At 70.8% G+C, this 26422-nt stretch carries 25 protein-coding genes and 1 tRNA gene; 15 read left to right on the forward strand and 11 right to left on the reverse strand.

The annotated features are described in order from the left end of the window. Positions 1 to 192: 192 nt before the first annotated feature. Both ACFVFQ_RS15320 and ACFVFQ_RS15325 read left to right on the forward strand, forming a co-directional pair. Complete coding sequence (locus ACFVFQ_RS15320) at positions 193 to 720, forward strand: peptidylprolyl isomerase (protein ID WP_383414870.1); 528 nt, start codon at positions 193 to 195, stop codon at positions 718 to 720. A 180-nt stretch (positions 721 to 900) separates the two neighbouring features. Beyond that, positions 901 to 1818 (forward strand): rhomboid family intramembrane serine protease, encoded by a 918-nt coding sequence (locus tag ACFVFQ_RS15325; protein ID WP_383414873.1) that lies wholly within the window; start codon positions 901 to 903, stop codon positions 1816 to 1818. 287 nt (positions 1819 to 2105) lie between these two features. Here the strand turns inward: ACFVFQ_RS15325 and crgA are convergent, their stop codons facing one another. Next, positions 2106 to 2360, reverse strand: a complete 255-nt coding sequence (crgA, locus tag ACFVFQ_RS15330; RefSeq protein ID WP_039634763.1) for a cell division protein CrgA — start codon at positions 2358 to 2360, stop codon at positions 2106 to 2108. A gap of 174 nt (positions 2361 to 2534) precedes the next feature. On the opposite strand from crgA, the gene ACFVFQ_RS15335 reads away from it, so the two are divergent. From ACFVFQ_RS15335 to ACFVFQ_RS15360, 6 genes are all read left to right on the forward strand, one after another. Further along, positions 2535 to 3305: a DUF881 domain-containing protein gene (locus tag ACFVFQ_RS15335; RefSeq protein WP_383414878.1), complete on the forward strand. Its 771-nt coding sequence runs from the start codon at positions 2535 to 2537 to the stop codon at positions 3303 to 3305. Positions 3306 to 3341: 36 nt separating this feature from the next. Beyond that, positions 3342 to 4028: a class E sortase gene (locus ACFVFQ_RS15340; RefSeq protein WP_383414880.1), complete on the forward strand. Its 687-nt coding sequence runs from the start codon at positions 3342 to 3344 to the stop codon at positions 4026 to 4028. An 80-nt stretch (positions 4029 to 4108) separates the two neighbouring features. After that, on the forward strand, positions 4109 to 4285 hold the full coding sequence (locus tag ACFVFQ_RS15345) for a hypothetical protein (protein WP_274914659.1): 177 nt from the start codon (positions 4109 to 4111) through the stop codon (positions 4283 to 4285). Beyond that, positions 4282 to 4938, forward strand: coding sequence for an aminodeoxychorismate/anthranilate synthase component II (locus ACFVFQ_RS15350; RefSeq protein WP_383414883.1), 657 nt, complete (start codon positions 4282 to 4284; stop codon positions 4936 to 4938). Before ACFVFQ_RS15345 ends, ACFVFQ_RS15350 begins: the two co-directional genes overlap by 4 nt. Beyond that, positions 4935 to 6449 carry a class E sortase gene (locus ACFVFQ_RS15355; protein WP_383414886.1) on the forward strand — a complete coding sequence of 505 codons (1515 nt, stop codon included), beginning with the start codon at positions 4935 to 4937 and terminating at the stop codon, positions 6447 to 6449. The genes ACFVFQ_RS15350 and ACFVFQ_RS15355 overlap by 4 nt, the downstream gene beginning before the upstream one ends. Before the next feature lie 26 nt (positions 6450 to 6475). Then, complete coding sequence (locus tag ACFVFQ_RS15360) at positions 6476 to 7219, forward strand: class E sortase (RefSeq protein ID WP_383414889.1); 744 nt, start codon at positions 6476 to 6478, stop codon at positions 7217 to 7219. A 75-nt stretch (positions 7220 to 7294) separates the two neighbouring features. Here the strand turns inward: ACFVFQ_RS15360 and pknB are convergent, their stop codons facing one another. The 6 genes from pknB to ACFVFQ_RS15390 all read right to left on the reverse strand — a co-directional run bounded on the left by pknB (position 7295) and on the right by ACFVFQ_RS15390 (position 15343). Next, positions 7295 to 9292 carry a Stk1 family PASTA domain-containing Ser/Thr kinase gene (pknB, locus tag ACFVFQ_RS15365; RefSeq protein WP_383414892.1) on the reverse strand — a complete coding sequence of 666 codons (1998 nt, stop codon included), beginning with the start codon at positions 9290 to 9292 and terminating at the stop codon, positions 7295 to 7297. Between the two features lie 146 nt (positions 9293 to 9438). Beyond that, positions 9439 to 10908, reverse strand: coding sequence for a peptidoglycan D,D-transpeptidase FtsI family protein (locus ACFVFQ_RS15370; protein WP_383414895.1), 1470 nt, complete (start codon positions 10906 to 10908; stop codon positions 9439 to 9441). Then, complete coding sequence (locus ACFVFQ_RS15375) at positions 10905 to 12287, reverse strand: FtsW/RodA/SpoVE family cell cycle protein (protein WP_383414898.1); 1383 nt, start codon at positions 12285 to 12287, stop codon at positions 10905 to 10907. Before ACFVFQ_RS15375 ends, ACFVFQ_RS15370 begins: the two co-directional genes overlap by 4 nt. Before the next feature lie 23 nt (positions 12288 to 12310). Further along, positions 12311 to 13846, reverse strand: a complete 1536-nt coding sequence (locus ACFVFQ_RS15380; RefSeq protein ID WP_383414901.1) for a PP2C family protein-serine/threonine phosphatase — start codon at positions 13844 to 13846, stop codon at positions 12311 to 12313. A 134-nt stretch (positions 13847 to 13980) separates the two neighbouring features. Next, on the reverse strand, positions 13981 to 14514 hold the full coding sequence (locus ACFVFQ_RS15385) for an FHA domain-containing protein (RefSeq protein ID WP_383414903.1): 534 nt from the start codon (positions 14512 to 14514) through the stop codon (positions 13981 to 13983). Between the two features lie 10 nt (positions 14515 to 14524). Beyond that, positions 14525 to 15343 (reverse strand): FhaA domain-containing protein, encoded by an 819-nt coding sequence (locus tag ACFVFQ_RS15390; protein ID WP_383414906.1) that lies wholly within the window; start codon positions 15341 to 15343, stop codon positions 14525 to 14527. Between the two features lie 454 nt (positions 15344 to 15797). On the opposite strand from ACFVFQ_RS15390, the gene ACFVFQ_RS15395 reads away from it, so the two are divergent. Beyond that, positions 15798 to 15881, forward strand: a tRNA-Leu gene (locus ACFVFQ_RS15395). A gap of 186 nt (positions 15882 to 16067) precedes the next feature. Here the strand turns inward: ACFVFQ_RS15395 and ACFVFQ_RS15400 are convergent. Then, complete coding sequence (locus ACFVFQ_RS15400) at positions 16068 to 17012, reverse strand: LysR family transcriptional regulator (protein WP_383414912.1); 945 nt, start codon at positions 17010 to 17012, stop codon at positions 16068 to 16070. Positions 17013 to 17259: 247 nt separating this feature from the next. Between ACFVFQ_RS15400 and ACFVFQ_RS15405 the strand changes: the two genes are divergently transcribed. Further along, positions 17260 to 18375, forward strand: coding sequence for an MFS transporter (locus ACFVFQ_RS15405; RefSeq protein ID WP_383414917.1), 1116 nt, complete (start codon positions 17260 to 17262; stop codon positions 18373 to 18375). 87 nt (positions 18376 to 18462) lie between these two features. On the opposite strand, the gene ACFVFQ_RS15410 is transcribed toward ACFVFQ_RS15405, so the two are convergent. Next, the gene (locus ACFVFQ_RS15410) at positions 18463 to 19113 is read right to left on the reverse strand and encodes an FMN-dependent NADH-azoreductase (RefSeq protein WP_383414920.1); all 651 of its coding nucleotides are present in this window, start codon (positions 19111 to 19113) and stop codon (positions 18463 to 18465) included. A 125-nt stretch (positions 19114 to 19238) separates the two neighbouring features. Between ACFVFQ_RS15410 and ACFVFQ_RS15415 the strand changes: the two genes are divergently transcribed. Further along, positions 19239 to 19601, forward strand: coding sequence for a winged helix-turn-helix transcriptional regulator (locus ACFVFQ_RS15415; protein WP_383414923.1), 363 nt, complete (start codon positions 19239 to 19241; stop codon positions 19599 to 19601). Positions 19602 to 19637: 36 nt separating this feature from the next. Here ACFVFQ_RS15415 and ACFVFQ_RS15420 read toward each other — a convergent pair whose 3' ends face one another. After that, entirely contained in the window at positions 19638 to 20072 is a 435-nt protein-coding gene (locus tag ACFVFQ_RS15420) for a MarR family winged helix-turn-helix transcriptional regulator (protein WP_383414926.1), read from the reverse strand. Between the two features lie 165 nt (positions 20073 to 20237). Here ACFVFQ_RS15420 and ACFVFQ_RS15425 point away from each other — a divergent pair, with 165 nt between their 5' ends. The 4 genes from ACFVFQ_RS15425 to ACFVFQ_RS15440 all read left to right on the forward strand — a co-directional run bounded on the left by ACFVFQ_RS15425 (position 20238) and on the right by ACFVFQ_RS15440 (position 25172). Beyond that, a complete protein-coding gene (locus tag ACFVFQ_RS15425; RefSeq protein ID WP_383414929.1) occupies positions 20238 to 21488 on the forward strand; it encodes an ABC transporter permease in 1251 nt (416 codons plus the stop codon). Between the two features lie 482 nt (positions 21489 to 21970). After that, entirely contained in the window at positions 21971 to 23563 is a 1593-nt protein-coding gene (locus ACFVFQ_RS15430; RefSeq protein WP_383414932.1) for a DUF2252 domain-containing protein, read from the forward strand. Positions 23564 to 23848: 285 nt separating this feature from the next. Beyond that, positions 23849 to 24817 carry a J domain-containing protein gene (locus ACFVFQ_RS15435; protein ID WP_383414935.1) on the forward strand — a complete coding sequence of 323 codons (969 nt, stop codon included), beginning with the start codon at positions 23849 to 23851 and terminating at the stop codon, positions 24815 to 24817. A 10-nt stretch (positions 24818 to 24827) separates the two neighbouring features. Next, positions 24828 to 25172, forward strand: coding sequence for a rhodanese-like domain-containing protein (locus ACFVFQ_RS15440; protein WP_383414938.1), 345 nt, complete (start codon positions 24828 to 24830; stop codon positions 25170 to 25172). Positions 25173 to 25234: 62 nt separating this feature from the next. On the opposite strand, the gene ACFVFQ_RS15445 is transcribed toward ACFVFQ_RS15440, so the two are convergent. After that, positions 25235 to 26368: an acyl-CoA dehydrogenase family protein gene (locus ACFVFQ_RS15445; RefSeq protein WP_383415041.1), complete on the reverse strand. Its 1134-nt coding sequence runs from the start codon at positions 26366 to 26368 to the stop codon at positions 25235 to 25237. Positions 26369 to 26422: the final 54 nt, after the last annotated feature.

A 26422-nucleotide genomic window follows, 5' to 3' on the forward strand; every position in this document is an offset into this window, starting at 1 on the left:
CACGGCATGTGTGCGCGGGCATCCGGGTCATCCGGGATTTTCCGGGGCCCTTTCTGGCGACGATGCCATGCGGGAGCGCCGCCCGCGCGGGAAATCAGTACGAAGTCCCGTCATGAGGTGGCGGCCCGGCGCCCGGCCGACGCTTCGTGCGAGGATCGGGGACCGTCAGTGAAGACTTATGGAAGGTAGATCGTGGCTGAGCAGCTCTACGCCACCCTGAAGACGAACCAGGGCGACATCGAACTTCGGCTTCTGCCGAACCACGCTCCGAAGACGGTGAAGAACTTCGTCGAGCTCGCCAAGGGCGAGCGGGAGTGGACCGACCCGAAGACCGGCCAGCCGACCCAGGCCCCGCTCTACGACGGCACGGTCTTCCACCGCGTGATCAGCGGCTTCATGCTCCAGGGCGGCGACCCGCTGGGCAACGGCACCGGTGGCCCCGGCTACCAGTTCGCCGACGAGTTCCACCCCGACCTGGCGTTCAACAAGCCGTACCTGCTGGCCATGGCCAACGCCGGCCCGGGCACCAACGGTTCGCAGTTCTTCATCACCGTCTCCCCGACGGCCTGGCTGACCGGCAAGCACACCATCTTCGGTGAGGTCACCAACGAGGCCAGCAAGAAGGTCGTGGACGCGATCGCCAAGACGCAGACCAACCCGCGCACCGACCGTCCGCTCCAGGACGTCGTCATCGAGTCGGTGGTCATCGAGACCCGCTGACCCGGATCTCGTGCCCCGGCCCGATCCGGGGAACCATCGCGCCCCGTCCGGTCGTAGATTGAGACGGGGCGCGAGGCTCGTTTGAGGCGGGCTGGAGGGCGCGCGGCCGGTCGAGGCGCCGGGCGCCGAGGGGCGGTCCGTTCGCAGCGGCGCCCCGGTGAGACGAGGACGAGGGGACCGATGGACCAGCCAGGCAGCCCGCAGGAGCCGCAGCAGGCACATGGCCACGACGGCCTGCCCCGTTGCCACCGCCACCCGGACCGCTCGACCGGCATCCGCTGCACCCGCTGCGACCGGCCGATCTGCCCGGAGTGCATGATCAGCGCCTCGGTCGGCTTCCAGTGCCCGGACTGCGTGCGCACCGGCGGCGGCAGCGGCCCGGCGCCGGGGGCCAGCGCGCCGCGCACGATAGCCGGCGGCACCGTGACCGCCGATCCCCGGCTGGTCACCAAGATCCTGCTGGGCCTCAATGTCGCCGTCTTCGTCGCGGTGCTGCTCAACGAGCAGTTCTCCGGCGGTTGGTTGGTCGAACGGCTCGACATGCTCGGCCTCGCCGTCGACCCCAGCCGCTACCAACTGGTCGGCGTCGCGCACGGCGAGTGGTACCGCCTGCTGACCGCGGTCTTCCTGCACCAGCAGTTCGCGCACATCGGCTTCAACATGCTCTCGCTGTGGTGGCTGGGCCCGCCGCTGGAGGCGGCGCTCGGCAGGCTCCGCTACACCGCGCTCTACCTGCTCGCCGGCCTGGGCGGCAGCGCCCTGTCCTACCTCGTCACCGCGCAGAACCAGCCCTCGCTCGGGGCGTCCGGCGCGATCTTCGGGCTGTTGGGCGCCACGGCCGTGCTGATGCGCCGGCTCCAGTACGACATGAAGCCGGTACTGATCCTGCTCGGCATCAACCTGGCCTTCACGTTCCTGTGGCCGAACATCGCCTGGCAGGCACACGTCGGCGGGCTGGTCGTGGGCGCCGCGGTGGCGTTCGGGATGGTGCACGCACCGCGGCAGCACCGGACGCTGGTGCACATCGGGACATGCGCGGTGACGCTGCTCGCGATCGTCGCGGTGGTGTGGGTACGGACCGTCCAACTGCTGGGCTGACGGCCCGGCGACGCTCCGCGCAGCACGTTGTCCACAGTCCGTGAAGGATCTTGTGCATGCTGTGCAGAAACCGGCCCCCGCACCCCCTCAACCGACGTTTCCGCAGGAAGGGGCGGGGGCGGAGGCCGGTGGCGTAGATCACCACCGGTCACACCGGCGTCAACCTGCCGAGGGTTATCCACAGATCTTCTGAAGTTTTCCCCGGCTGTGGATAACTGTGTGGATGGCCTTGGGTAGGGCTTGCGCTCACTTTGCCGGAGAGGCGGGCGCGCCCACGTCCGCCGCCGCTACTTCCACTGCGTGGAGACGCCGAACCCCACCGCGATGAAGCCGAAGCCACAGACGATGTTCCAGTTGCCCATCGCCTTGATCGGCAGATCGCCCTCGGACACGTAGAACAGCACGATCCACGCCAGTCCGATCACGAACATCGCCAGCATCAGTGGTGCGACCCAGCCGCGGCCGGAGTTCATCTTCAAGCTGGTGGTCTTCGCCGGCGGCGGCGTGAAGTCGTCCTTCTTGCGGATCCGTGACTTCGGCACGAGGAACTCTCCTGTCGATGTGCTGCTCCCCCGCTCTCCACGATGAGCGGGCGGTCCCCCTCCGCACGGAGGTGGCGCGGGTCGGGAGCCAGGGTACGGACACAGGGGAACGGATTTCCTTCCCGGCGTCCGTTAGCGTAGTGCTTCCGCGGCGTCGTAAGGAGTAAGGGTACGTTGAGCACATCCGCCGGCTCCTCCGGGCGCCCGCCGCGGCCCCGGTTGCGGCCCGTCCGGCTCCTCACCCTCCTCGTCTTCGCCCTCGCCGGTCTGCTGTTCTGGCTGAGCTTCGACACCGCCCGCGGCACCAACCTCCGCTCCGACGACTCGATGCTCCGGCTCTCCGACCTCATCCAGGAACGCAGCCACAAGAACGGCGCCCAGGACGAGAGCAACGCCGGTCTGCGCGCGGAGGTCGACGCCCTCGCCCACCGCGACAACAGCCCCTCCGCCGGGGACGAGAGCAAGCTCCAGGGGCTGGCGAAGAACGCCGGCACCAAAGAGGTGTCCGGCCCGGGCCTGACCGTCACGCTCACCGACGCCCCGCCGAACGCCACCGCCAAGATCCCCGGCATCCCCGAGCCGCAGCCCAACGACCTGGTCATCCATCAGCAGGACCTCCAGGCCGTCGTCAACGCCCTCTGGCACGGCGGCGCCAAGGGCATCAAGGTCATGGACCAGCGGCTGATCTCCACCAGCGCGGTCCGCTGCGTTGGCAACACCCTGATCCTCCAGGGGCAGGTCTACTCACCGCCCTACAAGATCACCGCGGTCGGCGACCGGGACGCGCTCACCCGCGCGCTCACCGCGTCCCCCGCCCTCCAGAACTACCTCCAGTACGTCAACGCCTACGGCCTCGGCTGGAAAGTCGACCAGCACGAGGCGGTGACTCTGCCCGGCTACTCCGGCACAGTGGACCTCCACTACGCACAGCCTGTGAAGCCGTAGCCCGCGTCCCGCGGGTCGGCGGGGAGGGGCGGCCGGATGACGGCGCGGTGGATCGTCCGCACGATCAGCGAAATCTGCCTCACCACCGGGACGTTGATCGTCCTCTTCGTCGTCTACCTCCTCTACTGGACCGGCGTCCGGGCCGACAGCGCGATGGACGGCGAGATCGGCAGGCTCCAGGACCAGTGGTCCACCGGCCCGGTCGCCGCCGCCCATCCGGCCCCCACGGCCACCGCCCCGCCCCGCCGCTACGAGCCCGGCCGGTCCTTCGCCGTGATGTACATCCCCCGCTTCGGCCGGGATTGGGCCAAGCCCGTCCTGGAGGGCACCGGCACCGACGTCCTCCAACGCGGCCTGGGCCACTACGACGGCACCGCCCGCCTCGGCGCGACCGGCAACTTCGCGGTGGCCGGTCACCGGCGCACCTACGGCGACCCCTTCAAGGACTTCCCCCAACTCCGCCCCGGGGACGCCGTGATCCTCACCGACGGCACCACCTGGTTCACCTACCGCGTCGACAACCACCCCTACACGACCCTGCCCACCGACATCGGCGTGATCGACCCGGTGCCGCGGGAGTCCGGCTTCACCGGACCCGGTCGCTATCTCACCCTGACCACCTGCGAACCGGAGTGGGGCCACAGCCACCGCCTGATCGCCTGGGCCCACCTCGACTCCACCCAACCCGTCGCCCAGGGAAGGCCGTCGGCTTTGACCGGCTGAGCCCCCGCCCACAGCCTCTCCCCGTACTCTGGTGTCGCAATCGACATCGTCAACGGCATCGGCAAGGGGACAGCGACAGCATGTACGGCTGGATCTGGCGGCATCTGCCGGGCACCACGTGGGTGAAGGCGCTGATCTCCGCGGTGCTCGTCCTGGCGGTGGTCTTCGTGCTCTTCCAGTGGGTCTTTCCGTGGGCGGAGCCGCTGCTCCCCTTCAATGACGTCACTGTCGACCAAGGGATGGCAGCCACCCGATGACCGCACGGATTCTCGTCGTCGACAACTACGACAGCTTCGTCTTCAACCTCGTCCAGTACCTCTACCAACTCGGCGCCGAGTGCGAGGTGCTGCGCAACGACGAGGTCGCACCGCGCCATGCCCAGGACGGCTTCGACGGCGTGCTGCTCTCCCCGGGCCCCGGTACGCCCGAACAGGCCGGCATCTGCGTCGAGATGGTCCGGCACTGCGCGGACACCGGTGTCCCGGTCTTCGGCGTGTGCCTGGGCCTGCAGTCGATGGCGGTCGCCTACGGCGGGGTGGTGGACCGGGCCCCCGAGCTGCTGCACGGCAAGACCTCGCCCGTCCTCCACGAGGGCGTCGGCGTCTTCGCCGGACTGCCCTCGCCGTTCACCGCCACCCGTTACCACTCGCTGGCCGTCGAGCCGGACACCCTTCCCGACGAACTGGCCGTCACCGCCTGGACGGAGGCCGACGACGCCCCCGGCGGCCGGATCATCATGGGGCTGCGGCACCGCGAACTCCCCGTGGAGGGCGTGCAGTTCCACCCCGAGTCGGTGCTGACGGAGTGGGGCCACCAGATGCTCGCCAACTGGCTGGTGGAGTGCGGCGACAAGGGGGCGGTGGAGCGTTCGGCGGGACTTGCCCCGGTGGTCGGCAAGGCCGGGGCGTGACCGCGCTGCGCCCCGAGCGTGAAGGGCGGCCCTACCAGCCGTACGGGGAGCAGCCGCGCACGCCGCACGAACCGTACGCAGCGGACGGCGACTCCTACGGGCCGGACGATGCGTTCGAGGCGGCAGTGGGACGGCTCAGCGACCCGCTGAACGACCCCCTCCCGGGCCGGCCCGAGGCCCCGCACCCGGACCCGTACACGCAGGGCGGCCGGGCGGCCCGGGCCGACGGGGGAGCTGCCGCGGAGGGCTCCCCCTGGTTCCGGCCCCGCCAGGACGCGTCGGGGCCCGCCGCCCGGCCGGAGGCGTCGGCCCAGCCGCGTCCGCCGGCCCGGCACCGCAGACCCGTCGGCCCCGACAGCAGTCCCTCCGCGCCCTGCCCGTCGCACGGCTTCGGCCCCGAGGCCGACGCCTACGGCCAGGTGAACGGCGGCCTTGGCCACGGCAGTTACGTCCGGCCCGCCGAGCCGATACCCGGGCCGTCGGGGATCACGGAGGCCCTCACGGCGCCCCTCCCCACCATCCCCCCGCTGCTTCCCTCGCGGTCCCCGCGGCCGCCGCGGTCCGCACCGGCCGACGCCTCGCCGGGGTCGGACGAGGAGACCATGGCGCTGCGCCAGCCCGGCCGGCAGGGCGAGGCCGCTGTTTCACGTGAAACCACGGCGGCCCCGGCGACGGGCGGGCGCGCGGCCCGCCGCAAGGCCGCCCAGGAGGCCGCCAAGCGCGGCGGGCGCCACGGCCGTCGCCGCGCCCCCTCCGCTGCCGCCGCGCCGGCCGCCGACCCGTCGAGGCCGATGACCCGCGTCGAGGCCCGCCGGGCCCAGCGGGCGGCCAAGGACAGCCCGGGCCTGATCGCCAGCCGGGTGCTGGGCGAGGTCTTCATCACCCTCGGCGTGCTGATGCTGCTGTTCGTCACCTACCAGCTGTGGTGGACGAACGTCCGGGCCGACGAGGAGGCCGGCGGCGCTGCCAACAACCTCCAGCACCAGTGGGAGCGGGGCGGTGGCGAGAAGAAGAACCTCGCGGCCGGCGAGCGCTTCGGAATCATGTACATCCCCAAGCTGGACGTGAAGGCCCCGATCGCCCAGGGCGTCGACAAGACCTCCGTCCTCGACCACGGCATGGTCGGCCACTACGACGCCGACAGCGGCATCAACACCGCGATGCCCTGGGACCGCACCGGCAACTTCGCCGTCGCCGCCCACCGCAACACCCACGGCGAGCCGTTCCGCTACATCAACCGCCTCACCAAGGGCGACAAGATCGTCGTGGAGACGCAGAGCGCCTACTACACGTACGAGATGGAGAGCGTCCTCCCACAGACCTCTCCGAGCAACACCAGCGTGATCGGTCCGGTGCCGCCCGGATCGGGCTTCACCAAGCCCGGCCGCTACCTCACCCTGACCACCTGCACCCCGGAATTCACCAGTACCTATCGGTTGATCGTCTGGGGCAAGATGGTCGACGAACGGCCGCGCAGCAAGGGCAAACCGGAAGCGCTCGCCGGCGGCTGAGCGGATTACTGGAGGAGAGCTACGCGGTGACTGCCAGCGGAATCGACGAGGAGACCGAACGGTCCGCGCCGTCACCGGAGCCGCGCCGGGGGTGGCGGATCTTCGCCTCCGTCGTCAGCGTCGTCGGTGAACTGCTCATCACGGCCGGGCTGATCCTCGGTCTCTTCGTCGCCTACTCACTGTGGTGGACCAACGTCCTGGCCGACCGCGAGTCGCACAAGCAGGGCGACCAGGTACGCAAGCACTGGGCGGCGAAACCGGGGCCCAAGGGGCCGGGGGAGCTGGACACCAAGGACGGCATCGGCTTCCTGCACGTCCCGGCGATGGACAACGGTGAGGTGCTGGTCAAGAAGGGCACCGACACCGACGTCCTCAACGAAGGGGTGGCCGGCTACTACACCAAGCCCGTCAAGTCCGCGCTGCCGCAGGACAAGAAGGGCAACTTCACGCTCGCCGCGCACCGCGACGGCCACGGCGCGAAGTTCCACAACATCGACAAGATCAAGGTCGGCGACCCGATCGTCTTCGAGACCAAGGACACCTGGTACGTCTACAAGGTCTACGCGACGCTGCCGCAGACCTCGAAGTACAACGTCGACGTCCTCGACAAGGTCCCCGCGGAATCCGGCAAGCACCAGGCCGGCCGCTACCTCACCCTCACCACCTGCACCCCGGTCTTCACCTCGGAGTACCGCTACGTCGTCTGGGGCGAACTGGTCCGCACCCAGAAGGTCGACGCGGACCGCACGCCCCCGAAGGAACTCCGCTAGGGCGTCCCGCACACGACGGAGCCCCGGCCGCCCACCAAGGGCCGCCGGGGCTCCGTCGTGCGGGGCCGCCCTGGGCTAGTGCTTCTTGCCCCAGCCGAACGGGCCGCCGAAGATGCCGCCGCCGTTCTGGTTGCCGTTGTCACCGTTGTTGCCGCCCACGGTGGTCAGCTTCACGGTGGTCGACGCGGGGTCGCCCTGCGTCCCCGGCTGCGGGTCCTGGGCCATGACCACGGCGTTGTCGTCCTGCGAACTGCCGTCGGCGAACTGGATGTTGGTGTAACCGGCGTCCTGAAGGGCCTTCTTGGCGTCCTTCACCTTCTGACCCATCACGCTCGGCATCTGCGCCTGCGCCGCCTTGCCCACCGTCAGCGTGACCGCGGACTTCTGCTCCGCCTGCGAATTGCCGGTCGGGGACTGCGAGATGACCTTGTTGTTCTGCGAGGGGTCGTTCACGTTCTGGTCGGTGCGGTTGACCGTGAAGCCCAGGTCCTCCAGCTGCTTCTTCGCCGCGTCGTAGTCCTGGCCCGTGACGTCCGGGACGGTCGCCTTGGGCGCCGCCTTGGCCACCGTCAGCGTGATCTGGGTGTCCTTGGTCGACTGGGACTGGGCGTTGGGGTCCTGCTTGGTGACGACGTCCGGCGTCCGGTCGGACACCTCTTCCGTCTTGGTGACGTTCTTGAAGCCCTTGTCATTGAGCTGCTTCACGGCCTCGTCGTAGGGCATGCCCCGCACATCGGGCACCGCGACCTTCACCGCGCCCGAGCACATGGTCACGGTGACCGTGTCGCCCTTATTGATCTTGGTGTCGGCCGCCGGGGCCTGCTCGGTGATCTGCCCCTTCTGGGCGTTGTCGCACTGCTTGCTGCCGCCCTTGACGACCTTGAAGGAGCTGTTCTCGCCGTAGGACTTCGCCTCGGCCAGCGTCTTGCCCTGAAGGTTGGGCACCGAGATGCTGTTGTTCTTGTTCCCGCCGCCGAACATCGCCTTGCCGATGAAGATCGCGCCGACCAGGACCAGGACCGCCGCCAGTACCAGCAGGATCGTCGAGACGTTGCTCTTCTTCTGGCCGCCGCGCCGCCGGTCCCCGCGGTCGTCGTAGCCGCCGTCGTCCGGGTTTATCGGCGGCATCATCGAGGTCTTCGGGCCGCCCGGGTCCTGCGCCCGCAGCAGCGTCGTCGGCTGGTCCTGCTCGCCGTAGCCGACCGCGCCGAGCGCGGTGGTCGCCGCGACGGGCTGCCCGTCCAGCGCCGCCTCGATGTCGGCCCGCATCTCGTCGGCCGACTGATAGCGGTAGTCCGGGTCCTTGACCAGCGCCTTCAGCACGATCGCGTCCATCTCCGGGGAGATCTCCGGATCGAAGGTGCTCGGCGGCTGCGGCTCCTCCCGCACGTGCTGGTAGGCCACCGCGACCGGGGAGTCCCCGACGAACGGCGGCCGCACCGTCAGCAGCTCGTAGAGCAGGCAGCCCGTCGAGTACAGGTCGGAGCGGGCGTCGACCTGCTCGCCCTTGGCCTGCTCCGGCGACAGGTACTGCGCGGTGCCGATCACCGCCGCGGTCTGCGTCATGGTCATCCCGGCATCGCCCATCGCCCGGGCGATGCCGAAGTCCATCACCTTGACCTGGCCGGTGCGGGTCAACATCACGTTGGCCGGCTTGATGTCGCGGTGCACGATCCCGGCGCGGTGCGAGTACTCCAGCGCCTGCAGCACACCGGTGGTCATCTCCAACGACCGCTCGGGCAGCAGCTTCCGCCCGGAGTGCAGCAGCTCACGCAGCGTGGACCCGTCCACGTACTCCATGACGATGTACGGGATCGACACCCCGTCGACGTAGTCCTCGCCGGTGTCGTAGACCGCGACGATCGACGGGTGGTTCAGCGAGGCGGCCGACTGGGCCTCACGGCGGAACCGGGCCTGGAAGGACGGATCGCGGGCGAGGTCCACCCGCAGCGTCTTCACCGCCACGGTGCGGCCCAGGCGGGTGTCATGCGCGAGGTAGACCTCCGCCATGCCACCACGGCCGAGCACCGAGCCCAGCTCGTACCGGCCGCCGAGGCGACGCGGCTCTTCCATAAGCTTCTCCAGCCCTCTCCGTCAGTCCCGACCGCACCCGTGTGTGGTCCGGCGGTGTGCTGTCCGGGCATACCGTACCCGGCACGCCGTACCGGACCGGACCGGAGCCGCAACCTGATATGTGACCGGTACCGCCCGCATCCGCCTCACCGCTCGCCGTCGATGACGGCCTTCATCACGTTCTTCGCGATCGGGGCGGCCAGCTTGCCACCGGCGATGTCGTCGCGGAGGGTGTCCGACCCCTCGATCACGACGGCGACCGCGACCGGGGTGCCCTTGGCGGTCTTCGCGTACGAGATGAACCAGGCGTAGGGGTTGTCCTTGTTGTTCTCACCGTGCTGGGCGGTACCGGTCTTGCCGCCGACCGTCACCCCGTCGATCTGCGCGGTCTTGCCCGTGCCCTCCTTGACCACGGTCTCCATCATGCTCTGGAGCTTCTGCGCGTTCTCGGGCTTCAGCGGCCGGCTCATCTCCTGCGGCGTGTGCTGCTGCACCACGTTGAGGTTCGGCGCCACCAGCTGCTCGACCATGTACGGCTTCATCAGCTTGCCGCCGTTGGCGACCGCCGAGGCGACCATCGCCATCTGGAGCGGCGTGGCGCGGTTCGACGCCTGTCCGATGCCGGCCTGCGCGTTCTGCGGGCGGTTGTCCTTGGGGAAGATGCTCTCCGCGGCCCGCACCGGGGTGTCGATCTTCCCGTTGTTGAAGCCGAACTTCTCCGCCTCGGCCTTCATCTTCGCGTTGCCGAGGTCCGCGCTGATCTTGCCGAAGACGGTGTTGCAGGACCACTGGAGGGCCACCCGCATCGTTGCGTTCTCGCACGGGAGGCTGCCCTCGTTGCGCAGCGGGAGGCCCGCGGTGTCCGGCAGCAGGTAGGGGTCGGGCGAGTTGGTCTTGGCGTCCGGGTCGGTGTAGAGGCCGTTCTCCAGCGCCGCCGCGGCGGTCACCACCTTGAACGTCGAGCCCGGCGGGTACGTCTGCCGCAGCGCCCGGTTCAGCATCGGGTCGTCCGGGTCGTTCTTCTTCAGCAGCGCGTTGTACGCCTCGGCGTCCTTGTTGCTCATGCCCGCGAACGTCGACGGGTCGTAGGACGGCGTGCTCGCCAGCGCCAGGATCGCCCCGGTCTCCGGGTTGAGCGCCACCACGGCGCCCTTGCTCTTCCCGAGCCCGTCGAAGGCCGCCTTCTGCGCCTTGGCGTCGAGGGTGGTCACCACGTTGCCGCCCTTCTGCTTGCCGCCGGTGAACATGTCGACCGTGCGGCTGAAGAAGAGACGGTCGTCGGTGCCGGTGAGGATCGCGTCGTTCAGCTTCTCCAACTGGTTGGAGTCGAACGCCTGCGAGGCGTAGCCGGTCACCGGGGCCCACATCGCGCCGTTCTTGTACGTGCGCTTGTACTTGAAGTCACCGATGTCGGTGGTGGTCGACCCGGTGACGGCCTTGCCGTCGACGATGATGTTGCCGCGCGGCGTGCTGTACCGCTCGATCGCCACCCGGCGGTTGTGCGGATCGTTCTTGAGCTGGTCGCTCTGGACGAACTGCACCCAGTTGACGCGGATGAGCAGGGCGAGGACGAGCAGGCCGCAGAAGACCGCGACCCGTCGCAGGGGCTTGTTCACGGGCGGACCACCTGGGTCATCTCGGCGTCGGTGGACGGTGCGGGGGTGGGAGCGGGACGGCGCGCGGTGTCACTGATCCGCAACAGGATCGCCACCAGCGCCCAGTTGGCGATGACGGACGAACCGCCCTGCGCCAGGAACGGCATCGTCATGCCGGTCAGCGGGATCAGGCCGGTCACGCCGCCGGCGACGACGAAGACCTGCAGCGCGAAGGCGCCCGACAGGCCGACGGCCAGCAGCTTCCCGAACGGGTCGCGGGCCCCCAGCGCCGTGCGGATCCCGCGCTCGATCAGCAGACCGTACAGCAGCAGCAGGCCCATCAGCCCGGCCAGACCGATCTCCTCGCCGACGGTGGCGAGAATGTAGTCGCTCTTCGGCGCGATGCCCTGGATCAGCCGGGAGTAGCCCTGGCCGAGGCCGGAGCCCAGCAGCCCGCCGGACCCGAAGGAGTACATCGCCTGGGCGGTCTCGGTGACCCCGCCGTTGAGCAGCTCCAGCGGGTGGAGCCAGTTGTGCACCCGGACCTGGACGTGCGGCTCGAACATCGCCACCGCCACCGCGCCTCCGCCGCTGAGCAGCAGGCCGAACACGATCCAACTGGTGCGCTCGGTGGCGACGTACAGCATCACCACGAACAGCCCGAAGAAGAGCAGCGACGTCCCCAGGTCGGTCTCGAAGACCAGGATCATCAGGCTCAGCGCCCAGACCACCAGGATCGGCCCGAGGTCCCGGCCGCGCGGCAGGTACAGCCCCATGAAGCGGCGGCTGGCCAGCGCCAGCGCGTCCCGCTTCACCATCAGGTAGCCGGCGAAGAACACCGCGATGACGATCTTGGCGAACTCGCCCGGCTGGAGCGACCCCAGCCCCGGGATGGTGATCCAGATCTTCGCGCCGTTCACACCCGGGAAGAACACCGGCGCGATCAGCAGCACCAGCGCGATCACCATCGAGATGTAGGTGTAGCGCTGCAGGACCCGGTGGTCCTTGAGGAAGAACAGGATGGCCAGGAACAGCGCGACGCCCAGTGTCGACCACATGAGCTGGTTCGGCGCCATCGCCCGGCCCAGCGAGGGTTCCTGGTCCAGCCGCCAGATGAAGACCAGGCCGATGCCGTTCAGCAGGGTCGCGATCGGCAGCATCAACGGGTCCGCGTACGGGGCCCACTTGCGCATCACCAGATGCGTCACCCCGGCCAGCAGCCCCAGCCCCAGCGTGTAACCCAGCGCCCCGGGCGGCACCGAACCGTCCTTCGCCAGGCCGACGTTGACGTACGCGAACACCGGGATCAGCACCGCGAAGACGAGCAGGGCCAGCTCGGTGTTGCGACGGCTGGGGGCGGTGAACGTGCCCACGGTCGTCGTGGTCGTGGTACTGCTCATGAAATCTCCGGCCCCCTACGCCCTCACTGCTGGGTGCTGCAATTCTTCTCCAGCTTCTGCTGCTCCTCGGAGGGAGCCTGGGTGGGGGTGGGAGTGGGGGTGGAACCGGCCGCCGTGGACAGCGCACCGGCCACGCCGGTGCCGGTACCGGCCGTGCCCGCCTTCTCGCCGGCCGGGGGCGTGCCGGTCTTGCCGGGCTTGCCGCCCTTGTCCTTGTTGGCCGCGGCGGCCCGCTCGGCGGCCTCCCGCTGCTCCTTGGCCAGGCAGGCGTTGGCCTGCTTGCCGAGCTCGGTGACCTTCTCGCTGGCCTGGTTGCGGTTGTCGACCGCGATGGTCTCCTTGACCTGGTTGCGCTGGTACACCGGCAGGTACTTGAGTTCGATCTCGGGGTGGTCCTCGTCGACCGAGTTCAGCTTGATCCAGGCCAGGTCCTGGCTGATGCCGCGGTACAGCGCGACGTGGTCGTCCTTGGCGCCGACGAAGTACTGCGTCTGCGTCCACTGGTAGCCCGCGTACAGCCCACCGCCGATCACCCCCAGCGCGAGGACGGTGAACAGCGACGCCTTGAGCCACTTGCCGCGCCGCCGCGGCTTGAGGAAGTCCTCGTCCGTGAACGCACCGAAGGAGCCCTGCGGCATCCCGTCGACCTCCACGTCCCCGCTCCCGGGCGGCCCGAAGCCGCCCGCCGGAGCCGGGGTGTCCCGGCGGCCCAGTTCGGCGGCGCGGGCCGCCGGCGTCTGGAGCGTGCTGGGGTCGTTGAGCTGGTGCTGGTTCTCGGCGACCGCACCGACCACGACCGGGGTGTCGTTGAGCTGGCCGGCCGCCGCCTCGGTGCCGTCCACGTCCAGCACGTCGGCGACGATGCAGGTGATGTTGTCCGGCCCACCGCCGCGCAGCGCGAGCTGGATCAGCTCCTGCACCGTCTCATGCGGCCCGTGGTAGCCGGCCAGGGTCTCTTCCAGCGTCTGGTGGCTGACCACCCCGGACAGCCCGTCCGAGCAGATCAGGTACCGGTCCCCGGCCCGCACCTCGCGGATCGACAGGTCCGGCTCGACGTGGTCGCCGCTGCCCAACGCCCGCATCAGCAGCGACCGTTGAGGGTGGGTGGTGGCCTCCTCCTCGGTGATCCGGCCCTCGTCGACCAGCCGCTGCACCCACGTGTGGTCCTGCGTGATCTGCGTCAGCATGCCGTCCCGGAGCAGATACGCCCGGGAGTCGCCGACGTGCACCAGGCCGAGCCGCTGGCCCGTCCACAGCAGCGCGGTCAGGGTCGTCCCCATGCCTTCCAGCTGGGGGTCCTCCTCGACCAGCACCCGCAGCTGGTCGTTGGCGCGCTGCACGGCGGTGCCAAGGGAGGTGAGGATGTCGGAACCGGGAACGTCGTCGTCGAGCTGGACGAGCGTGGAGATCACCTCGGACGAGGCGACCTCGCCGGCGGCCTGGCCGCCCATGCCGTCGGCGATGGCGAGCAGTCGGGGACCGGCATAACCGGAGTCCTCGTTGCCCTCACGGATCATGCCCTTGTGCGATCCGGCGGCGAAGCGCAGCGACAGACTCATGCGCACCTCACCCGTCGGCTCGGGGTACAGCCGGTCTCCTCGACGAGCCACACTGCCCACCCTCCGGTCGGGAGCACGCCCGGGTCCGCCGAGTGGACCGTTACGGCTCGCTCGCTCCGCTCGCTCATTTCGTACTACTTCCGCAGCTCGATGACGGTCTTGCCGATGCGGATCGGGGCTCCCAGGGGAATCGGAGTCGCGGTCGTCAGTCGGGTCCGGTCAAGGTACGTGCCGTTGGTGGATCCGAGGTCCTCGACGATCCACTGGCCGTCACGGTCCGGGTAGATCCTGGCATGCCGGCTCGACGCGTAGTCGTCGTCCAGCACGATCGTGGAGTCGTGTGCCCGCCCCAGGGTGATCGTCTGGCCCTGGAGGGCGACGGTCGTGCCGGCCAGCGTGCCTTCGGAGACCACCAGCTTGGTGGGGGCCCCGCGCCGCTGTCGGCCGGCGCGGCCGCCTTCCTGACGGCGGTCCTGGCGGCGCTGCTGTTGCTGCGGAGCGGCCTGGCGCTGGGTGCGTGGTTCTGGCCCGCCGCGCCGGGCGGCGCCGCGCTGTGTGACGCGCGTGCCGAACAGATCGCTGCGGATGACCTGGACGGCCACGATGACGAACAGCCACAGTACGGCGAGGAAACCCAACCGCATGACCGTGAGGGTCAGCTCTGACATTGCCCCCGCTTCACCCTTCGGCTTGCCGGTAAACGATGGTGGTACTGCCCACGACGATCCGCGAGCCGTCGCGGAGATTAGCGCGGGTGGTGTGCTGCCCGTCCACCACGATGCCGTTGGTGGAACCCAGATCCTGGATCGTGGGGGGCGTTCCGACCCGGATCTCACAGTGGCGCCGGGAGACTCCCGGGTCATCGATCCGCACGTCGGCGTCGGTGCTGCGGCCCAGCACCAGGGTCTGCCGGGAGATCTGGTGGCGGGTGCCGTTGATCTCGATCCAGCGCCTGGTCTGTGCGTAGGGCTGCGGCCCGGCACCGGGCGCTCCCGTACGCGCCGCGGGCGGTGCGCCGGGCGGCGGGGACGACGGCATGGGCGGGGCCACATGACCGCCGGGCTGGCTCGGCGCCCCGGTGGCGCGGGAGGCCGCGGCCTGCCCGGGCCGGTCCTGGGACGTGCTGGAGGCGAGGGTGCGACTGCGGACGCGGTACAGACCGGTGTCGAGGTCCTCGGCCTTCTCCAGGTGCACCTTGATCGGGCCCATGAAGGTGTACCGCTGCTGCTTGGCGTAGTCGCGGACCATGCCCGACAACTCGTCGCCGAGCTGGCCGCTGTACGGGCTCAACCGCTCGTAGTCCGGGGTGCTCAGCTCGACGATGAAGTCATTGGGGACGACCGTGCGGTCGCGGTTCCAGATGCTGGCGTTGTTGTCGCACTCGCGCTGGAGCGCGCCGGCGATCTCAACGGGCTGCACTTCGGACTTGAACACCTTGGCGAAGGTGCCGTTGACGAGACCTTCGAGTCGCTGCTCGAAACGCTTCAGTACTCCCACGGGGCACCTCCTTCCTCAGTCTTCCTCAGGGTCGTCCTGATACTGCTTACTGATCGTATCCACGCGCCGGGAAATCGGCTGGTTCCCCTTTCCTGCCTGGAGGACGAGTGTCGCCCACCACAGGGTTGCCCGGTGACCGTCGTCCTTCCGTCGCTCTCCTTATGCCGCCTGTTGTGCACTGCGATCGTAGATGTGCCCCGTTACCAGTGTCCCGCAACCGCGGACCCGCATCCGGGCGCGGGGGCCGACTCCGGCCAGCGCCCCCCGAACCCCTCCGAGGAACGCGCGGGGGCGCACCGGAGTGCCCCCGCGGTCCCGCAGGCCGGGGACCGGGGGAAAGGCGTGTGAAGGCACCCCCAACACCGTGCTAATGTTCTCGATGTCGGAAGGCGCTCCCGCAAGACCCGGACCGAACGGCCCGGATCGCGTGAGAGAATAAACCGGCAGCACCCATGCGCGGGTGGCGGAATAGGCAGACGCGCTGGATTCAGGTTCCAGTGCCCGAAAGGGCGTGGGGGTTCAACTCCCCCCTCGCGCACAGAATGAGACCCCCGGTCTCCGGAGAAATCCGGAGACCGGGGGTCTCTCGTTTGTTCCCTCGACTCCCGCTGTTCCCACGGGCCTCGGCGGTGCGCGGGGCCAACTCCGAAGTGAGGGCCGCCACGTGACCGGGGAGACGTGAGTTCTACGTCACATCCCGTGTGGGGCGAGGGCGTTCGCGACCTCAGGCCGGCGCGGGGGTGACTGCCGTCACATCGCGCACCGTGGCGGCGAAGGCGCGGACCCGGGCGGTCTCCCGGGCCGCGTGGTGCACCACGCCCAGCGCCGAGTCCGGCAGGCCGGTGACCGGGACGAAGACGACGTCGCGGCGGCCGTGGTACTCGGCCGTCGGCCGGCACAGCAGCATTCCGCCCCGGCCCGCCGCGGCCAGCGTCAGGCCCTCCTGCAGCGTGCTGACCCTGGGGCCGGCGGGGATCGGGCGGCCTCCGGGGGTGGCGGTGGGCGCGTGCGCGGTGCGCCAGTACACCGGCGCCGGCTCGTCCGGGGAAATCAGGGGCAGCCCCGCCAGCTCCTCGGCGCTCAGGGAGGCGCGGGACGCCAGGGGGTGGCGTACGGACAGCGCCACCGTCTGTTGTTGGGCCGAGAACACCGGGCCCAGTACGAGGTCCGGCTCGGCAACTGGGAGCAGCGTCACGGCGACGTCCACCGCACCGCTGCGCAGCGCACCGAACGGGTCGCAGAGCGGGATCTCCACGACCCTGGTGGCACAGCGCGGATGCCGGGTGTGGAAGGCGTCGATGGCCCGCATGATCCGGTCGTCCGCGGTCCCCTGGAAGCCGACGGTGAGCCGGCCCTCGATGCCGCGGGCGGCGGTGCGGGCGCTGTCCACCGTGGCGCGCAGTGCGTCGTAGGCCGGGCGCAGGGACGCGCGGAACTCCTCCCCCAGGGGCGTGAGGCACACCCGGCGGCTGGTGCGGTCCACCAGGCGCGCGCCGATCCGGGACTCCAGGGAGCGCAGCAGCTGGCTGATCCGGCTCTGCGAGACGTAGAGGCGCTCGCCGGTGCGGCCGAAGTGCAGCTCCTCGGAGAGCACCAGGAAGCACTCCAGCTCGCGGAGTTCGAGGCCGGGCGCGCCGACGGGGTCGGCGGGGGCGGTCGGGCCGCTCATGAGTCCCTTCCAGGGGTGGGCGATCGATGAGTTCTGCTCATAGAAGGGTGAGGAGTTCGCCGTTGTTCCCCTGTGGCGGTGGGCGTTGGCTGGAGCCATGGTGAAGAGCGAGAGGGCGGGGGACACCGTGGGTGCCGTCGCGGAGGTGAGTGAACGTCAACCAGGTGTGTCTGGTGATGTGTTGAGGCGTCGGCCAGGTGGTGGGTGGCCGGCCGTGGGGGTGTTGGCGGCGGGGACGTTCACGGTGGTGACGTCGGAGATGCTGCCGGTGGGGCTGCTCACGCCGATCGGCCGGGACCTGGGGGTGTCGGACGGGACGGCCGGGCTGACGGTGACCGTCACCGGCGTGGTCGCGGCCCTCGCCGCACCGGTGCTGACGCTGCTCATCGGGCGCCGGGACCGTCGCACCGTACTGGCCGCCCTGATGGCCACGTTGACCGCGGCCAACCTCCTGGCCATGTACGCCCCGAACGTCGCGGTGCTGCTGGTGGCCCGGGTGTTGGTGGGGTTCGGGATGGGTGGGGTGTGGGCGATTGCCTCGGGGCTGGCGGTGCGGCTGGTTCCGGAGCGGCGGGTGGCCGCGGCCACCTCCCTGATATTCAGCGGGGTCGCGGCGGCGTCCGTCCTGGGTGTGCCCGCCGGTGCGCTGGTGGGTGAACTGGGCGGCTGGCGCGCGGCCTTCGCGGCGATGGCCGGGGTGTGCGCGGTCGTGATGGTGGCCCTGATCGTGGTGCTGCCGCCGCTGCCCGCGCCCGGTGCCGTACGGCTGGGCGGGGTGCTGGGGCTGTTGCGGCGGCCCCCGGTGTGCACCGGGCTGGTGCTGGTCGCGCTCCTGGTAGCGGGGCACTTCGCGGCGTACACCTATGTGCGACCGGTTCTGGAGGCGGTGGCCGGCGCGCAGCCCGGGCAGATCAGCACCGTGCTGTTGGCCTTCGGGATCGCCGGGCTGGTGGGGAACTTCGCGGCCGGCGCCGGCGCGGCGCGCTCCCCGCGGGCCACGCTGCTGGTGATCTGCGCGGTCCTGGCGGGCGCGGTCATGTTGGTGCCCCCGATGGGGCGCACCGCCGGTGTACTGGGCGCCGCGGCCCTGGTCGCGGTGTGGGGGCTGGCCTACGGGGGCGTGTCGGTGAGCACGCAGACCTGGTTGATGACGGCCGCGCCGGATGCGCGGGAGGCGGCCTCCGCGCTGTTCGTGGGGGTGTTCAACGGGGCCATCGCGGCGGGCTCGTTGGCCGGTGGGCAGGCCGCGGACTGCTGGGGGACCGGCGGCGTGATCGGGCTGGGCGGCGCGCTCGCGGTGGGGGCGCTGCTGGCCGTGGCACTGGGCAAGGCTCCGGCCCGGAAGACCGCGGCGGCGCACTGAGGTGAACGGGTGCGCGCCCGGGGCGCGGGACTACGGGCCGGCGGGCCCGCCCGCGTCCCCGGGGCGGTGCGCTGTCGCGCGCCCCCTTCAGGCGGCGAAGCGTGCGACCAGTTCCTTGGCCTTGGCGGCGGCCTGCTCGTGGGCCTGCTCGCGGGAGGTCTCGTAGAGCGGGATCAGCTCGGCCATCGCCGGGTTGCTGGGGGCCATGGTCAGCTCCGGCACGATGAACTCCACGTCGAGGCCGAAGGCGCCGTTCAGGACGGCCTCCAGGTAGTTCTGGACGTACTCGAACGGCTCGCGCGGGGTGCCCGGCGCGTAGGAGCCACCACGGCTGGCGACCACGATGACCGGCTTGCCCTTCACCGAGGCGTTCTCGCCGGCGGTGCGGCCCATGATGATCGCCTGGTCGAGCCACGCCTTGAGGGTCGAGGGGATCGTGAAGTTGTACATCGGCGCGCCTATGACGATGGCGTCGGCCTGCTCCAACTCCTCGGCGAGCTGCGTGCGCAGCGCGAAGGCGGCCTGCTGCTCCGGGGTGTGCGTGGCCGGGTCGGAGAAGCCCGCGGAGGCGGCGACGGCGTCGAGGTGCGGCAGCGGCTCGGCGGCCAGGTCGCGGTGGATGACGGTGCCGTCGGGGTGCTGCTCCTCCCAGGACGTGCGGAAGGCGGCGGTCACCGAACGGGAGGCGGAGCCGCCCTCGGGGAAGACGGACGAGTCGATGAGCAGGAGCGTGGCCATGGGGATCGGTCCTTCGCTACGGGCCGGGCGGGACCGGCCGGTTAATTGAAATCCGTACGTCACTATTCATAGCACAGGGACTTACTTTTCTGCAGTAGCCAACGGGAGGGCGGTACCCTGGGTGCATGGCGGACCACGGCGAGGCGATGTGCAGGCAGGTCGACGGCGACATGACGCGCGTCTTCGAGCTGTTCGGGAAGCGCTGGACGGGCCTGATCGTGGCCACCCTCATGCCTGGCCCCGTCCACTTCGCCGATCTGCGGCGGGCCATCCCCGGCATCAGTGAGCGGATGCTCTCCGACCGCTTGATGGAGCTGGCGGCGACCGGCCTGGTCGTCCGCGAGGTCGACGCCGGGCCGCCGCTGCGTGTCTCCTATCGCCTCACCGAGGCCGGCCGCGCCATGGAGCCCGCGCTCAAGGAGCTGGGTCGCTGGGCCGAGACCTACCTTGCCGACGGTGGGCAGTGTCCGGAGCGCTTCCGGAAGTAGCCCGGGTATACCGGGCGCGCTGCCGGTCCCGGTAGCTCAACCGAGCCGCTCCTGGGCGGCGTTGTAGCGCAGCAGGTACGAGGCGAAGCGGTCGAGGTCCGCCTCGTCCCAGTCCGCGAGTCGCTCGTGGAACGCCTGGCGGCGGCTGGCGGTCACGTTCGCCAGTACCTGGGCGCCCGCCTCGGTGGGGTGCAGTACCTGGACGCGGTGGTCGTCCGGGTCGATCCGTCGCTCCACGAAGCCGAGTTTCTCCAGGGCGGCGATCTGTCGGCTGACCGTGGACTTGTCCAGGTAGTAGTGCGCCGCGAGGTCGGTGGCGCGGCAGCCCTGCTGGTCGTCGAGGTGGGCGAGCAGGGTGTAGGAGACCAGGGAGAGCTCGGGGTGCATCCGGGCGGCGGTCGCGCGGGCGCGCCGGGCGAACGCGGTCATCTCCTGCTGGATGGTCTCGACGGAGTCGTCGCGGTGGGTCACGGGTTGCCTTTCGGTGAAGTAGTTGTATAGTACAACGTGGCGTGAGAGTTGTAATAGCCAACTACTGTCTCCGCCCGAAACCGGTCACCCACCGGCCACACCTGCACCACGACCGGGCAGCCGCCCCACCGGCCGGCCCCGGACGACCACGGAGAAGCCTTGCCCATGACCGCGGACCAACGTCCCGACCACCACCGCAGCAACCACCGGAGCCAGCGCCGCACCGTCCGCCCGGGCGAGCTGCGCCACGTGCTGACGCACCTGATCACCCCGCTCCTGATGTGCGTCGGAATGGGGCTCGCCTACCTCGGCGCGTTCGCCAACCCGTCACCGCACCACCTCCCCGTCGCCATCGTCGGCAACGGCACCCAGGCCCAGGTGCTCGCCCAGACGCTCAACGACAAGGCGCACGGTGAACTGGAGGTCCACACCGTCCCCGACCGGGCCACCGGCATCGACCAGCTCAAGAAGCAGGAGATCTTCGGCGCCTACCTGGTCGGCGGCCACGCACCCGGTGGCCACGGTGGCGCTGCTACGGGGGCTGCTGCTACGGGTGGTGGCGCTACCGGCCGGGCCACCGCCGCCTCCGGTAAGGGCGGGCAGGGCGGCCCCGAACTGCTCGTGGCAACCGCCGGATCCGACACCAGCGCCAGCGTCGTCCAGAAGGTCTTCACCCCGCTCGCCGCCCAACAGGGCGCGCCTCTGAAGGTCACCGACGTGGCACCCACCGCCAAGGACGACCCGACCGGTCAGGGCATCTTCTTCCTGCTCGTCGCCCTCAGCATTGGCTCCTACGCCTCGGTCGCCGTCATCGGCGGCGCCGGCGCCGTCCTCCCCATGCGCATCCGGGCGGCGCTGGCGATCGGCACCTCCATCGTGGTCAGCGTCATCGGGACGCTCTTCGCCGGGCCGGTCTTCCATCTCGTCGACCACGGCCTGACGGGCCTGTGGGGCATGGCCTGGCTGTACTCCGCCGGCATCCTCCTCATAGGCACCGGCCTGCACACCTTCCTCAAGCGCTGGACCACCCTCGGCGTCATGGCGCTCTTCGTAATGCTCAACTTCACCTCCTCCGGCGGGATCTTCCGCCCCGAGATGCAGAACGGCTTCTTCGCCTCGCTGCACTCGTTCTGGAACGGCGCCGGCTTCATGGAGGGCACCCGTAGCCACGTCTACTTCGACGGCCACGGCCTCGCCGGACACGTCTGGACCCTGGTGGCGTGGCTGCTCGTCGGCCTCCTGATGGTCGGCGTGGCGGGCCTCGCCGAGAGGCGGCGGCGCGCGGCCGAGGCGGAAGCGGTGGCCAACGCCGGCGCGGTGGCGGCCGCCGCGGTGGCCGCGGCCATGCCGGAACGGGGGCTCGGACAGGCGGAGTTGGCGACGGAGGAGGAGATGGAGGAGGCCGTGGGGGTGTAGGGGACGGCGGGGAGGCCGTGGGCGGTGGGGGCGCGGGGCGGGGCTTGGTGGCCTGCCCCGCGCTGCCTTTTGCCGTGCTCTGCCCTGCCTTGCAGTGCCCTGCTCGGCCTTGCCTTTTGTCTTCGAGGTGTGAGGGGCGGGCCTTTCGTCGCGGGTGTGGGGTTAAGCGCGGTGGAGAAGGGTGGGGTGGGGCGAAGGGGGCTTGAGCGCCTGCTGTTGGGTGTGCTTGGTCGAGGGGGCGAGTGAGGTGCCCAAGTGGGGCTTTGGGGCGGTGCGTTGGGTGGCATGGGACCCGCCTGGGAAAGTTATCCACAGGCCCGATCGGTCGCGGGCGGATCTCGGTAACGTCGATGACCAGCGAGCCGGAAAGACCGGCGAGCCGACGGACGCGGCGGCTGTCGGGGGTGCGGGGCATCCCTGAACCGTCGCGTGAAACAAGGGCGTGCGGGAAGCCAGGGGCGTGAAGGGGGAGGTGGCCCGCCATGACGCGAGTGCCATACGTACCGGGGTTCGCAAGGGCGGACGAGGAGGGGCCGTCGGCCAAGGCCGTGGGTCGGGCCCTGCGGGAGCAACTACCGCGCGAGGAACAGGCGGTGCTGCGGATTGCCGCCGAGCGGCCCGATGCGGTGACGGCGGTCGAGACATCCAACGCCGGGCGGCTGCCCGAGCTGACGCCCATCCGCGTCGGGCGGATGGCCGCCAGTCCCTTCGCCTTCCTCCGCGGCTCGGCCGGACTCATGGCCCACGATCTGGCGGAAGGCCCCGTCACGGGAATCGGGGCCCAGCTCTGCGGGGACGCGCACGCCGCCAACTTCGGCCTCTACGGCGATGCCCGTGGCGAACTGGTCATCGACCTCAACGACTTCGACGAAACCGTCCACGGCCCGTGGGAATGGGATGTCAAACGGCTCTCGACCTCGCTGGTCCTGGCCGGCCGGGAAGCGGGCGCGAGCGAGGACGACTGCCGGACCGCGGCCCGGGACGCCGCCGGCACCTACCGGCGCACCATGCGGCTGCTGGCGAAGCTCCCGGTGACCGAAGCCTGGAACGCCCTCGCCGACGAGGAGTTGGGTACGCACAGCGACGCCCGGGACCTGCTGGACACCTTGGAACGGGCCGAGGCCCAGGCACGCAAGAACACCAGCGCACGGTTCGTGGCCCGATCCACCGAGCGCGGGCCGGACGGCGGCCTGAGGTTCGTGGATGCCCCGCCTGTGCTGCGCCGGGTGCCGGACGACGAGGCGGCGGCGGTCGCAGCGTCACTCGCCGGTTATCTCCAGACGCTGCCCGAGGACCGGCTGCCGCTGCTGGCCAGATATGCGGTGCACGACGTGGCCTTTCGAATAGTCGGGACCGGCAGCGTCGGACTGCGGTCGTACGTGGTGCTGTTGCTGGATCACCGAGGCGAGCCGCTGGTCCTTCAGGTGAAGGAGGCCCGGCGCTCGGTGCTTGCGCCCTACCTGGCGAAGGCCGGCCTCCCGGCACCTCCGGCGGGACACGAGGGGCGGCGCGTGGTGCTCGGCCAGCAGCGGATGCAGGTGGTCAGCGACCCGCTGCTGGGATGGACGACGGTGGGATGGACGACGGTGCAGGAGGACAGGGCGAACGGCGAACACGGGAGAGGAGCACGCGGACGGGGAGCTGGCGCGCATGTGACGGCAGTGGCAGGTGAGAGGCGGTCGGGTGGCATACCGGGGATAGCCGGTGGGCGTCGTCGGCCGGGTGGTTCGGGTGCTTCGGGAGCGGCGGGCGGTGCGGGGGCGGGGCTTCCGTTCCAGGTGCGGCAGTTCCGCAACCACAAGGGCAGCGTGGACCCGGTCCGGCTGTCCGGCGGGCAGCTCGACGACTACGCCCGGATGACCGGCGCGCTCCTGGCCCGCGCTCACGCCCACAGCGCCGACCCACGCGTGGTGGCCGGCTACGGCGGGAAGGGGGATGCGCTCGACGAGGCGATAGCGACCTTCGCGGTTGCCTACGCGGAGCGCATGGAAGCGGATCACGCGGACCTGGTCGCGGCAATCCGCAGCGGACGCATTGCCGCGGAGAGGGGGGGTGTGAGGGCTACGGGGGTGTGATGGGTTGTGGGGGCGATCTGACGGGGGGCGAGGGGAGGGGCGGGGGGGGGAGGGGCCCCGGGGCGTGAGGTTTGCGTAGCGTTGCCCGTTGCCCGTTGCCCGTTGCCCGTTGCCCGTTGCCCCTTGCCCGCCGTCGGCCCGCCACCTGCCTCCCGGCGTGCCCCACCCCTCACCTCCTCCCGCCCCACCGCCTGGCGGCCCTCCCGCTCCCGGTTCTCCTCACCCCCGCCCCAGCTCCCAGACGTGCCCCAGTCCCCCGGCCCGGTGGGGCCGTACGCTGACCGGGTGACGAACTCGCAGGCGGAGAACGCGCAGGACGGCCAGGACCGACCGGAGGTGCCGGGGGCACCCGGTGACCCGGGCGAACCGCGAGCGGCGGATGCCCGCGGGGAGGCGTCGGGCGCGGAGCAGAGCGGCGGGGGCGCCGCTGCACTGGGAGGGAGCCGAGAGGGTGCGGGCGGCGGTGAAGGCGCCCGTGACGAGGAGGCGACCCGGCGGTTGGCGAAGGCCGTGCTGGCGGCGGAGCAGGCGCTGATCGAGTTCGAGATCGCCGTCGAGACCTTCCGGGTGGAGGTGGAGAACTTCTCCCGGCTGCACCACCAGCGGCTCGGCCCCATGTATGCGCGGCTTGATGAGCTGGACGCGCAGATCGCCGAGGCCGTGGCGGCGCGTACCGGCGACCCCGAGGACATCCGCAAGGCCCGTGAGGCGCGGGCGTCGGTGTTGCCGATGCCGGAGGTGGAGGAGCTCTTCCACGGCTGGCTCGGGTCGGAGGGGCTGTTCCCCGAGGCGCAGGCGATGCTCACGGACCAGCCGGTGCAGCCGCCGCAGAAGGTGCGGCCCAGCGAGGAGGCCCGCAAGATCTACCGCGATCTGGTCCGCCGGGCGCACCCGGATCTGGCGCGGGACGACGCGGAGCGGGCCCGGCGGGACGGGTTCATCGCGCGGGTCAATGCCGCGTACGGGCGGGGCGACGAGGCGACGCTGCTGGCGCTGGTCCGGGAGTGGGAGGCCGGTCCGGCGCCCGTCGAGCGGCGGCCGAGCGAGAGCGAGGAGCTCTACGCCCGGCTGGAGTGGCTGGCCGAGCGCAAGGAGATGCTGGCGTCGTTGGTCGTGGAGCTGGAGGGCAGCGCGATCGGCGCGATGATCCGGATGGCGCCGGACGATCCGGACGGCCTGCTGGACGAGATCGCCGAGAAGCTGCTGGCCGACGTCCGGGAGCGCGAGGCATACCTCGCTCAGCTGGTCGGGTAGCGTCGGAAGCATGCAATTTGGTTCTGTTCCCACGGTCGGTGTCGATGCCCTCACGCCCGGGGCCTTCCTCCTGGACGTCCGGGAGGACGACGAGTGGGCGGCCGGGCACGCCGAGGGTGCGCTGCACATCCCGATGAGCGAATTCGTCGCCCGTTACGGGGAGTTGACCGAGGCGGCGCCCGAGGACGGCAAGATCTATGTGCTGTGCCGGGTCGGCGGGCGGTCGGCTCAGGTGGCGCAGTACCTGGTCCAGCAGGGCCTCGACGCGGTGAACGTCGCGGGTGGCATGCAGGCGTGGGAGGCGGCCGGGCGACCGGTGTCGGACGGCAAGGGTGGCGTGGGGACGGTCATCTAGGTCGCCGCGCGGGGGCGGGCTTGACGGTCACGCCCCCGTGTCGTTTCCGGTGCGTCGTCGGATCAGCTCAGCGGGTGCGCGGCGAGGAGTTCGCCGAGGGCCTCCTCGTGGGCGGCGGCGGGGCCCAGGGAGAGTTCCAGCTGTTTGGCCCAGGCGTGGTAGCGGTGTAGCGGGTAGTCGGTGTCGGCGCCGAAGCCGCCGTGCAGATGCTGCGCGGTCTGGACGATGCGGCGGATGCCCTCGGCGGCCCAGATCTTGGCGACCGCGATGTCCCCGGCGGGCGGTAGGGCGCCAGCGGCGCCGGTGGTGAGGCGCCAGGCGGCCTGCCAGAGGGTGGCCTCCATGGCGCGCAGGTCGATGAACCGGTCGGCGGTCTGCACCGCGACGGCCTGGAAGGTGGCCAGGGGGAAGCCGAACTGCTCGCGTTTTCCGGTGTAGTTGCTGGTCATGGCGAGGACGCGGTCGCCGATGCCCAGGGCGAGCGCGCAGGTGCCGGTGGTGAGCAGGTCGCGCAGGGTTTCCCAGGCGGCCGGGTCGGTGAGGGTTTCTGGGGCATCCACCCGTACGGAGTCGAGGCGGACCTCGGCGTAGCGCTCGCCGTTGGTGGACGTCTGGTCGTTGAGGGTGAGGCCGGGGCTGCTCCGGGGGACGAGCGCGAGGACGGCGCGGCCGTCGGGGGCGCTGGCGGGGAGCAGGATCCGGTCGGCGGTGGCGGCCCAGGGGACGGCGGTCTGGGCGCCGTCGAGTATCCAAGTGGTGCCGTCCGGGCGAGCGTTGACGGCGAGTTCGGCCGGGTCGTGGCCGGTGCGGCCGGCGGAGGCGGCGGTGAGGGCGAGTTCGCCGGCGGCGATCCGCGGCAGTACGTCCGCCTGGAGTTCGGCGGGGGCGTGCCGTTGCAGGGTGTGGGCGGCGGCGTAGGTCTCCAGGAGGGGGACGCGGGCGAGCGCTTGGGCGGCGGCGCGCAGGACCAGGCAGAGGGCGATCGGGTCGAGGCCCGCGCCGCCGTGCTCGGCTGCGATGGGCAGGCCGAGCAGGTCGGCGCCGGCGAGCGTGCGCCATAGGGGGCGGTCGAAGTCGTCGGTGACGGGGCCGTGGGTGAGTGCCGGGCTGGGGACGGTGTCCGGGGCGACGTCGGCGAAGACGGCGCGGGCCGCTTCGAGGGCAGCCTGTTGTTCTTCGGTGAAGGTGAAGTCCACTGGTCCGTCCTCCTGCGCGCCGCCGGAATCAGAGAGCGAGATCTGACGAGGCGT

This window comes from Streptomyces sp. NPDC057743 (genome assembly GCF_042798755.1).
Lineage (GTDB): Bacteria > Actinomycetota > Actinomycetes > Streptomycetales > Streptomycetaceae > Streptomyces.